Genomic DNA, 10149 nt, shown 5'->3' on the forward strand with positions numbered 1-10149 from the left:
AACTGTATATATATAAACGTTTTACCAGAGCCTTTTGCTCCAACTGAAACTATGCGTGGCAAATCTCGCTGAAAATTGAGTGCTAGATTCTTCAATGGTTCAGTTATCAGTAACCCTTCTCCTTCGCCAGTTTCTGCGAATTCGTATCGTCGACATATATCTCTAAAGTCATGGACCTGAGCTAGCAAACTTGAGAGGTCTTGATTTTTATTAATTTCAGGATTTTCATCTACCAGTAAGCGCAATTGAGAATCTGACCACTCCTTTGCACTTTTCATAACTGAAGTAGCAGATAGCTTTTTTCTTGCCTCTTCCCAATTATTAATGTAAAGAAGTTCTTGAGAAAAGTCAGTCTCTCTAATAACTAAACTTGTTGCGTAAAAATCATCTTCAGCTATCTCTTCTTCCGATGCTTCATATATGATCCTAAACCTCAACAAGACGTCTTCAAATCTTTTGAGAGACTTTAACTCAGGGGTTAAGAAACTAATTATAATTGTTGGATCATAAAACACCTTACCGAGAATACCAGATGGCTTAATATGATTTGTCTGCTCGAGAACAAGGCTCAACCCTGCGACTGACTGCTCTGTAGCTGTCGTAACAAAGAATCGCTGAATTCTGGGATCAAAGATAAGAGGGCTAGAGATTTCACTGAGCCCAGCTCGTAAATCTACCAATATGTAATCCACCGATAACGCTTTTCCCAACTGATGCAGAGAATTTGCGACCGACCATTCTCCTCCAGGGCTTCTCACTAGGTGTTCAGGTAAAACAGGTGTATCCAACAACTGCTGATCGCTTAAGCAAGCAGGTAAAAAATAAAAAGATGATTTTCCTGCGAATCTAGGAGTTTTCTTAACTTCTTCAGCAAAAATCCTTACAGTTTCTTTAGTATCTATTGGTGAATAATGATATATTTCAAGAAAGTCAATAAAGGATACAGCAGGTTGTTGGCTCTCTACTCTATCCCAATACGTAAGACCAGGAGCCTCTAAATCAGCATCAATCACCAAAATTTTGATTTCCTGATTCAATTCTTTCGCACTATCCAATAGTGCAAACAAATATGAGGCTAGATGTAATGTTCTTCCAACTCCACCTTTGAAGGAATAAAAGCTAATCAAAGAGGGAGTCTGCAAATCAGGTTCTGGGAGAATAAAACTTTTCCGCAAAGTGCTTGATTGCAAGAAAGACTCCTCTGTTTCTGAGTCATTGTATTCAACATAGGAAACTTCTGTCCAAAATGGTCGAATAGAACTATCTCTTACAGTTAGAGGCGGCGAATCAACGAAGAATTCAATCGGCAAACGAGAATCGCCCAAATCAAGCTGAATAAAATTTTCTGTCTCTAAATACCAATCTCCAAACCATTCTTTTAAGTAAGATTTTATCAAGCCTTCATCTGCATGATTCGAAATACTAATTTCCAGGGCATCGGAAAAACAAGAAATAGCATTAATACCTTTCGGTAAGCGAGTATTATTAGAAGTCTTCTTACGAATAATCCTTCTAACATCTAACCAGGTTGAAAACTTTAATGTACGCATTACTTATTCAATTCTCCCTTAATCCATTCCGCTATTTCCATTAGTTTTTTCTCTACAAATTCGTCAGTAAGCTGAATCTCATTCCTTCGCTCGTCCAATATGTGTGACACCCTACCTCCATATCTCCACATTTGATTAACCTGGCCGGATGTCAGCTCTCTCAGTCTTTTATCCCCTTTGACTCTAATTGGAGGCAACATGCACGGGCTAGGTAGTTTGAGCTGTCTACCAGCACTTAGATAGTCCAAAAGTTTATTTATGTTATGTTGAGCAATTCCTATTTCATTACACAAGTCTGTAGAAGTCACAGCACGTCGCTGCATCAAAATCGCTTTTAAGCCACACTCTACTGAATAAAAAAGAAGTAAGCGATTAGCATTACTTCGTGACGCTACTTGAGAAGCCTGAAAGTTTTCACGCCAGGCTCTTTTCATTTCTCTATCAGTAAAAGGAATTGTAGGCATACATCAATTTTTCAGGAAGCTTTTACACTCAGGCAATTGTTGAACTCTAGCTAGTAAGTATAGCTAGAGTTCAACAATTGCTGTACTGGTGATCAGTTTTATCAGCCATGCCACACACATTTGATAATAATCGGTCAGTTCGCTATCTCCCTCAAAAGAATCAAATTTGTTAAAAAAAACCAGCCAGATCTCCATAGAAATCCTAGCTGGGGCTTGTACAATGGTTGATGTCGATCAATAGTTTCTTATTCAACCGTGACGGATTTTGCCAAGTTGCGGGGCTGATCCACATCCAGACCGCGACGGGCGGCAATGTGATACGACAGCAGCTGCAGGGGCAACACCGTCAGCATGGGAGAGAGAAGCTCATCTACGGTAGGAACCGGTAGTAGGGTGTCAAAGGTGTGCTCAGCCTCGGGGTCGTTGGCCGGAGCTACGCCGATTAGCTGGGCATCGCGGGCTTTGGCTTCCTGGGCATTGGAGAGTACTTTGTCGTAGACAGAGCCGGGGACTGCGATCGCAACCACCGGCACCTTGGCATCCAACAGCGCAATCGGTCCGTGCTTCATCTCACCTGCCGGATAGCCCTCTGCATGGATATAGCTAATCTCCTTAAGCTTAAGCGCCCCTTCTAGAGCAATGGGATAGTTGACACCGCGACCAATAAAGATAAAGTCCTGAGTTTCCGTAAAGCTGTGGGCCAGCTCTTCGGTATAGCTCTCCTGTTGTGCAATCACCTGCTCCATGTGGTTTGGCAGCTGACGCATGCCCTCAATCATCGCGGCTAGCTGCTCTTTGGATAAAGTCTTACGCTGATAGGCTAGCTCCAACGCCAGAAAGTAAAACGCCATCAGCTGGGCCACAAATGTCTTGGTGGCCGCCACACCAATTTCAATACCCGCATGGGTAGCCAAGACATTGGGAAGCATCCGTCCCAGGGAACTCTCCGGGCGGTTAGTAATCCCCAACATCTTGGGTGCAAAGGCGGAATTGTCGCTTTCCGTGCGTCGGGTTTGCTCCATATCCAACGCCGCCAGCGTATCTGCCGTTTCCCCAGACTGAGTCACACCAATGGTCAACGCCTTGGCAATCAGCGGCGTGGGCGAGTAGCGAAACTCTGAAGCATAGTGCACTACCGTTGGAATCCCGGCCAGATGCTCTAGCAGATGCTTACCCACAAGGCTAGCGTGCCAGCTGGTACCACAGGCCAGAATTTGCACATGGTTGAGGTCGCTAAGCAAGCTGGCATCCAACCCTAGCTTGATGGGAGAGCCCTCGCTGTCGGTTGTCCAGTCGCTGTCTAGATAGGTTTCTAAGCTGCTGCGCACCACCCCAGGCTGCTCGTGGATTTCCTTGAGCATGAAGTGCTTGAACCCCTGCTTCTCCACCATGGTGGGGCTGATGCTCAGGGTAATGGGGTGCTTCTTCAGCCGTCTGCCCGTAAAGTCATAAACAGCAGCTCCGAGCGGGGTGAGCATGGCCAACTCGCCATTGTCCAAGGGCAGCACGGCCCGAGTGTAGGGCACAATGGCAGGGGTGTCCGAGGCACAGAAAAACTCACCCTGACCAAAACCGATGGCCAACGGTGCCTGCTGCCGCACCGCAATCAGCTCATCCGGAAAATCCGCACTGACGATGGCCAGGGCAAAGGCCCCATCCAGGTCGTTTACCGCCTGACGCACCGCTTCTAGAAAAGTTGATTCATACTCTAGGGGGCCAGTAACCCCCTGGGCCAAATAGTCAGCAATCAAATGGGGAATGACTTCAGTATCCGTTTCAGACTGAAACTCGTAGCCCTTGGCTATCAACGATTCTCGCAGTTCGCGGTAGTTTTCGACGATGCCGTTTTGGACCACCGCGATGCGGCCGCTGGTGTGGGGATGGGCATTGTGCTCTACAGGTTTGCCATGGGTGGCCCAGCGAGTGTGGCCAATTCCCAGGCGAGCCGGGTCTTCTAGACCGTCTAACTTATCCTGTAGGTTTTGCAACTTGCCCTTCGCCCGCACCCGGTTCAGCTCTCCTTCGCTGACGGTGGCCACACCAGCTGAGTCGTAACCTCTGTATTCCAGCTTCCGCAAGCCTTCAATCAAAATATTGCTAGCGGCCCGAGTGCCGATATAACCGACTATTCCGCACATATGATGTCTCCTTTAGCGATGAATTTAATATTGGTGCGTTGCTGACGCTTTACTGAGCTTAGGTATTTAGACTGACTTATGCTTGCCATGGGGGAACTGGACTATTTAAGCTCAAATTCAGAAATCCAGTTTTCCACCAGCGATACTACGAGTTTGATTGGCATCTGGGTCGATGCTTGTTGTGTTCAATACCGTTATCAATCAAGAGTTCGCTAAGACTAGTTGAAGATCAAGTATGGTCTGAACTCTCCTAATCTAGCTCTTGAAAAACGGATATTCTGCCATAGGGCATTGGGTAGATATTTTTCTAAAAGGCTAACCTACTAGAAACTTGGCCTACACAACACATTTGATGAAGGTAAAGTCCGCACCGAGGTTCCTGATATTCGTCGGGTGGCTTGAATATGCCGCTGGTTTCGTGGCGTACAATAGCAAAAACCACGTCATTACCCAGCCTCCATGGTTGCCACCCTCCCCTCCAAAAATGCCAAAAAGTTGGAAGCTCGCCTGCGCGGTCTAGTGGGTAAAGCCATTTACGATTATGCCATGATTAAAGAGGGCGACAAGGTCATGGTGTGCCTGTCCGGGGGCAAAGATTCCTACACCATGCTGTCGCTGCTGATGTCACTGCAGCGCAGCGCCCCGATCCACTTTGACTTACTGGCAGTCAATCTTGACCAGAAACAGCCTGATTTTCCAGAACAGGTGTTGCCCAACTATTTAGAGTCTGTCGGGGTGCCTTACCGCATCGTGGAGGAAGACACCTACAGCACGGTGACCCGCATTATTCCTGAAGGCAAAACAATGTGCGGTCTGTGCTCTCGTCTACGCCGGGGCATTCTCTATCGGGTGGCTAGCGAAGAAGGGGCTACTAAGATTGCCCTGGGGCATCATCGAGACGATATTGTAGAAACCCTATTTTTGAACATGTTCCATGGTGGACGTTTGAAGGCGATGCCGCCCAAGCTGCGCACCGACGATGGCCAACATATGGTCATTCGTCCCCTGGCCTACTGCCCAGAGCATGACATTGCCCGCTATGCCCGCTATCGGGAGTTTCCGATCATTCCTTGTAATCTATGCGGTTCTCAAGAAAATCTGCAGCGGGCGAACATAAAACACATGTTGCAACAGTGGGAACAAGAGTTTCCTGGCCGCACTGAAAGCCTGTTTCGTAGCATTCAAAATGTGTCGCCTTCTCAGCTAGCGGATAGAGAGCTGTTTGACTTTCAAGGGTTAGCGACCGATAAAAGCTAAAAAGGCTGCTCCCTACCCGGAGCAGCCTAGTTGATCGTGAGGCTGAAGCCCGCGCTAGGTTTGAAACCTAGCGCTAACTGAGGGTTGTCCACTAAAGGGACAATTGGGTGTGGAGGCGCGGGTGTCGGTCGTGGACCGGTTGAAGCATAGCTAAGCAGCGTGGAAGCAAAACCTAAAACCCCAGCTTCAATGATTGTGTCCCTTCCAGTGGACACCCTTCGGTTAGCCCTGGGTTGGAAACCCAGGGCGGGTTAGCGCCTCTCCATCAGGTGCAAGATTTCAGGTGCCCTAAGAATTCACAGCAGTCTCTTCAGAAGGAGAGTCTGCGTAAGTCTTCTCAAGCTTCATCACCTGCTTAGCCTTTAGTGACAGGGCATTTTTGTTGAGCCCATAGGTGATGAGGCCATCAACGGAGAAGAGACCCGCTCCATTTACTGTGAAGAACAAGAATATGGCGGCATAGATGGCAGACAGCTCTAGGTAAGGCAGGCTCAGACCGGCCACCTTGATGTGGTGATACATGGCCACACACATGGTGCCGAATAGACCCAAGGCGGCAGGGCGAGTTAGCAAGCCAAAAGCGACCAAAGGAGCCCCAATCAGTTCGGTGTAGGCAGCGATGTAGCTCAGAAAAATGGGGAACGGTAACCCGATGTACTCTACGTAAGCAGCAGCAAAGCTTTCGATATTGGCCAGCTTATCAAAGCCGTTGTGGACCATCATGATACCGACAACTACGCGGACAATAGCCAAGGTGGTTTGAGCCGGTAAATTTAGCTTGACGTTGGGTTTAAACAGAGAGACTAAGGAAAGGTTGAGTGCCATGGGCTAAAAGCTATGTATGAGATTGAGTATTGCTTATATTAAAAATTGTAACCAGCTAATTAAGAAATGCAAACCTAAACGTGTTCAGGTCCTTCTTTAGGTGGAGTCATTACGCTAAAGGCCTAGAGCATTCATAAGTATGGACAGAAATGCATCAGGCTGTTCCCATGGCACTCGGTGGCCGGCATCGGCTATTTGTCTGTGGGTCAGGCTAGGGCACTTTGCTTGCAAGGTCTGACCTAGCCCACCATAACGCTGGTCGTCTGAGCCAGTGATGTAGGTAATTGGCAGCGCCAGCGCTTTTAAGGAATGGGTCAAATCGTCCATATGGCCTTTGGAATAGGCTTCAAAGGCATGGGCAATTTTCTGACGGTCAAAGGCGGATTCTGGACGGGGGGTAAGGCAGGGGCGATCGCAAAAAACGCTCAGAGCATCCCATTCGGTCAGCAGCGGCTGCCAGGATTCTGTAAGAAAGCGGTTGGCCCAGGTGCGATCGCGTTTCAAACACCGCTCTTTCTGCTGCACATCGGCTGTGCCTGGGTCTGCACTGACGATAATCGCCCCGGCCCACAGGTCTGGTTGGGTGAGCAACCCATGCAGTGCCAATCGTCCCCCCAGGGAATACCCAAGGAGATAGTTTTGAGTTTCGGCAGCTGTTTTAGAAGTTGTTGCAGACACGTGCTGACAAAACGTATCGGCCCAAGCCCAGCAGCTATCAGCTGGGCTATCCCACAGGCTGAGAGACTTTACTTGCAGTGTGGGCGTGGCAAGTCTCTCGGTCAGGCTATCCCATACGGTGGGCTGTTGCAGGTTGCCGTGGAGGCACCAAAGAATACGCATAACAAAACTACCCCTTGACTCAGTCAGGAGTTATGGCTACTCTTAGCTCTATGGCTGTTTACGGCCTTACCACAGAGCCCATAATTTAGCGCCGCCAGCGAGTGCAACCAACACTACGCTAGCGACTTCACCCTCAAGCTGAAGCAACCGGGTGTGACCTAAATATGATGTGGCGTTAAGAAGCGAGAGAAAATCCGTATTGGTTAATCTTTGCCCAAAATTGTGGCCATCTTCCAGCGGTGTAACTGAGTGTTCTTAGACTCAATACGATGGCGGCTCCGGCATCCTTCCATTTCATCCCAGCCCCACCCAATCGAGCTTTAACAATAATCTTGCAGCCTGCTTCCGTGACCCCTGAGCCAATGGGTAAGTGTTGGGCGATTGCTTCAGCATAGTTCATTTGATGGCGGTGATTGCGAAAGTAAGTGATGGCGGCCTGGAGGGCTTCACGATTGCTTTTCCCGAGCTTACTATCATCTATCGACTGCATCTCTGCCAGGATTTTGTCAGCGGCCCCGGTGTCATGTTTTAAGGCCTGGCATTGTTCGGCTAGCCAGGCTTCACGTTGCCTGTGGCTGCGAGGATAGCGACTTTTGGCCACCCCCTTCAAATATTGACAGGCATGGTAAAAGTCCAGGACTTGGGTATCGGTGAGAGGCTCTAGAAAAGCCCAATTCTCCGGTGCACCATCTGCGAGCCCCTGATAATGAGCGTCTGGGAACAGTTTCCGACTATGTTCAATCTCGCCAGTCATCCGCTTGAAAAAGCGCTCTCTGCCGTATTCAGGATTCGCACCGATGTACGTCGTATGCTGTCGTTCGCCTTGGGCATCAACTAGGCTGATGGTACCGACCATCGCTTCTCGGTAATGGTCTTCGCACATCAGCATGCAGGTGCCATCGGAGCCAATGCTGACCGTGGCGATTGGCTCCGATGGTTTTGGCGTTTGATAGTGCCAGGTTTCTTCTTGGGCCAACGCAATGCTGCCGACGGTTTCTGCCAAGGTCTGCACAAATGAGCGCGGCACCTGACGCCCATGGTTTTCTCCCAGGTCATTGACCACTCGGGGGCCACTCATTTCCGCATACTTATGGCTGATCTGTTTGGCAAATCGCGGCGTTGAGGTCACGATAATCCGTCCATCGACTTCTAACGGACAAAAGGTCGCTCCCCCTTCGCTGCTTTGATACACGTGTCGGTCTATCGAGACCTTCCCATACGGACTTTGATAGCTTTTCGGCTGTCGGCCTTTGCTTGTGTAGACTACTCGACCCACCGCTAACGGCGAGCCATCCGTATCGAACTGTTCTAACGCTTTCCCACTGGCCAATACGCCCGCTGCGTTCAACTGAGTTTGGATACTCTCTTCGCTCGCTAGCATGGAACCTTCAAACGGAATCGTAATTTGGATAGTGACTGAACTCGCATCACTCTCTACGATAACTGCGCTCATTGAGCTTACACTTCACTTCTACTAAATATTGCTTCACTATAGCGCCCGATTGATGCAACATCAAAAATAGGTCACACCCAAGCAACCAGCCTGGGAGCGCAGGTTTAATGTACCTGATGCCACCCCAGCTTGCATATGCGTGGGGTGGCTATTTTATGGCTCTGGTTTCCTCCCATTGTTTATTTTTGGAGATCAGAGTCTATGTTTATCGATTCGCATCAGGGCGCAGGCGCGCCCACGGAGCCCCCTGCCGACGGGACGTTGCCTGACTATGATTACAACCATGTGCGGGTACTACTGCTAGGTACGCCCGCCTCAGTGCAGGGGACCATTTCCCTGCTGTTTAAACTCAACTACGCCGAACCCAACGACTGGAGTCGCCCGTTAGCAACGGGACGCCCCAACGAGGTCATGGCCATTCTAACCAAACGAGTCCGAGTGTAGGGTGCGACGCGTCGCACCTCTCTGCTGAGTATCATTAGCGTTGGCTAGGAGGCAAAACCGGCTGTTTAGGGCTCCTCTGAGTGCCCCAAACTCCAATGGCTAGGGCGGGGCTGCCCGCCCTAAAACCCAGCAGAAAAATATTACGGATATCCCAAATGGCGTGTTTGGGTGTCGGTAAGGCAGTTTAGAATCTTGTCGCCGCACGCAAAATTCTAAAGAGAGGAGTTATCTAATTCACTGGTAGCAATAACACCTCTTAGAGGATGTCACAACGACCCTTATATTATTTATAATATCCTTCCAAGGTTTTTGGAATGCAAGGACAGAACAAGACAATACGAGCCCTTGATGGTGGAGAAGAAGTTAGTTGTAAGAAAATAGCCAAGTACTCCATAACTAGTGATGGTTCTCATAGGATTTATTACTAAGTGGGGTACTGCTTCTAAAGCTGAGTGAGGAAGTATGGTACAACTGGATAAATAGTGAGGCTGTAACTATAAAATGAAACCTTGGCAGATAGCAATTGATGAAAAAGAGCTGCGCAACAATCTGGATGAAAATCAACGCAAAATTTTAGATCAAGGATCAAAACTCAGCTCTGCAGAACGAATAGAAGGAATTAAAATTTTACTTGAACTCAAAGAAACTTACTGGAAAACAGTAGGAGAGAAAAATCCGTTTGTGATTCAGTTTTGCATTACAGACGAACCATCTGAAAGTTGGTATGTGAAAGTAGATAAAGAAGGCGGACTAGCTGCACAGGGGACTTATAGTAGCGAAAAGCCACCAACTGTTACCTGGACATCAGACTTTGCTGACCTTGAGAGAACATTTCAGGGTATTGTTCCTGCTAAACTAGACATCGTTGGCGACCGTAATATTTTGAAAACTTTCTTTGCAGCCTTATATCAAAGTTCGCCATATTCATCCTGATAACAAAAAGGAACATGGCTTGAAATCCAGTGTAGATATGTTTCTAAAGGCCTAGTAATCCTTTTAGCCAGCAACATCAGCTTGTAAAAATGTATCAAGGTGCTTTGATAAGCTGATATATAGCGTTTCTCAGTTGTTTTGAGTATAGTAACAACAGTGAGTAAACCATCCAATAATATCGTTTTGATGGATCTCATCAATAGCATCAGCGATGGCCTCGTTGAGCGCATCATAGGTTCGCGGAG

At 48.1% G+C, this 10149-nt stretch carries 9 protein-coding genes; 3 read left to right on the forward strand and 6 right to left on the reverse strand.

Annotated features, from left to right (window positions below):
* From IQ260_RS20875 to glmS, 3 genes are all read right to left on the reverse strand, one after another.
* A partial coding sequence (locus tag IQ260_RS20875; RefSeq protein WP_228016316.1) for a ParA family protein occupies positions 1–1550 on the reverse strand: 1550 nt, incomplete at its 3' end.
* Positions 1550–2014 (reverse strand): hypothetical protein, encoded by a 465-nt coding sequence (locus IQ260_RS20880; RefSeq protein ID WP_193995028.1) that lies wholly within the window; start codon positions 2012–2014, stop codon positions 1550–1552. The genes IQ260_RS20875 and IQ260_RS20880, both read right to left, overlap by 1 nt.
* Before the next feature lie 245 nt (positions 2015–2259).
* Complete coding sequence (gene glmS / locus IQ260_RS20885; RefSeq protein ID WP_193995029.1) at positions 2260–4152, reverse strand: glutamine--fructose-6-phosphate transaminase (isomerizing); 1893 nt, start codon at positions 4150–4152, stop codon at positions 2260–2262.
* Positions 4153–4611: 459 nt separating this feature from the next.
* Between glmS and ttcA the strand changes: the two genes are divergently transcribed.
* Positions 4612–5409: a tRNA 2-thiocytidine(32) synthetase TtcA gene (ttcA, locus tag IQ260_RS20890; protein WP_193995030.1), complete on the forward strand. Its 798-nt coding sequence runs from the start codon at positions 4612–4614 to the stop codon at positions 5407–5409.
* Positions 5410–5697: 288 nt separating this feature from the next.
* Here the strand turns inward: ttcA and IQ260_RS20895 are convergent, their stop codons facing one another.
* The 3 genes from IQ260_RS20895 to IQ260_RS20905 form a co-directional block, all read right to left on the reverse strand.
* Entirely contained in the window at positions 5698–6234 is a 537-nt protein-coding gene (locus IQ260_RS20895) for a DoxX family protein (RefSeq protein ID WP_193995031.1), read from the reverse strand.
* Positions 6235–6348: 114 nt separating this feature from the next.
* The gene (locus IQ260_RS20900; RefSeq protein ID WP_193995032.1) at positions 6349–7074 is read right to left on the reverse strand and encodes an alpha/beta fold hydrolase; all 726 of its coding nucleotides are present in this window, start codon (positions 7072–7074) and stop codon (positions 6349–6351) included.
* 175 nt (positions 7075–7249) lie between these two features.
* Positions 7250–8527: an ISKra4 family transposase gene (locus tag IQ260_RS20905; protein ID WP_193995033.1), complete on the reverse strand. Its 1278-nt coding sequence runs from the start codon at positions 8525–8527 to the stop codon at positions 7250–7252.
* 201 nt (positions 8528–8728) lie between these two features.
* Here IQ260_RS20905 and IQ260_RS20910 point away from each other — a divergent pair, with 201 nt between their 5' ends.
* Positions 8729–8971: a hypothetical protein gene (locus IQ260_RS20910; RefSeq protein WP_193995034.1), complete on the forward strand. Its 243-nt coding sequence runs from the start codon at positions 8729–8731 to the stop codon at positions 8969–8971.
* Between the two features lie 501 nt (positions 8972–9472).
* Positions 9473–9904, forward strand: coding sequence for a hypothetical protein (locus IQ260_RS20915; RefSeq protein ID WP_193995035.1), 432 nt, complete (start codon positions 9473–9475; stop codon positions 9902–9904).
* Positions 9905–10149 lie beyond the last annotated feature (245 nt).

Source organism: Leptolyngbya cf. ectocarpi LEGE 11479 (assembly GCF_015207065.1).
Taxonomy (GTDB): Bacteria; Cyanobacteriota; Cyanobacteriia; order Phormidesmidales; family Phormidesmidaceae; genus Leptothoe; species Leptothoe ectocarpi.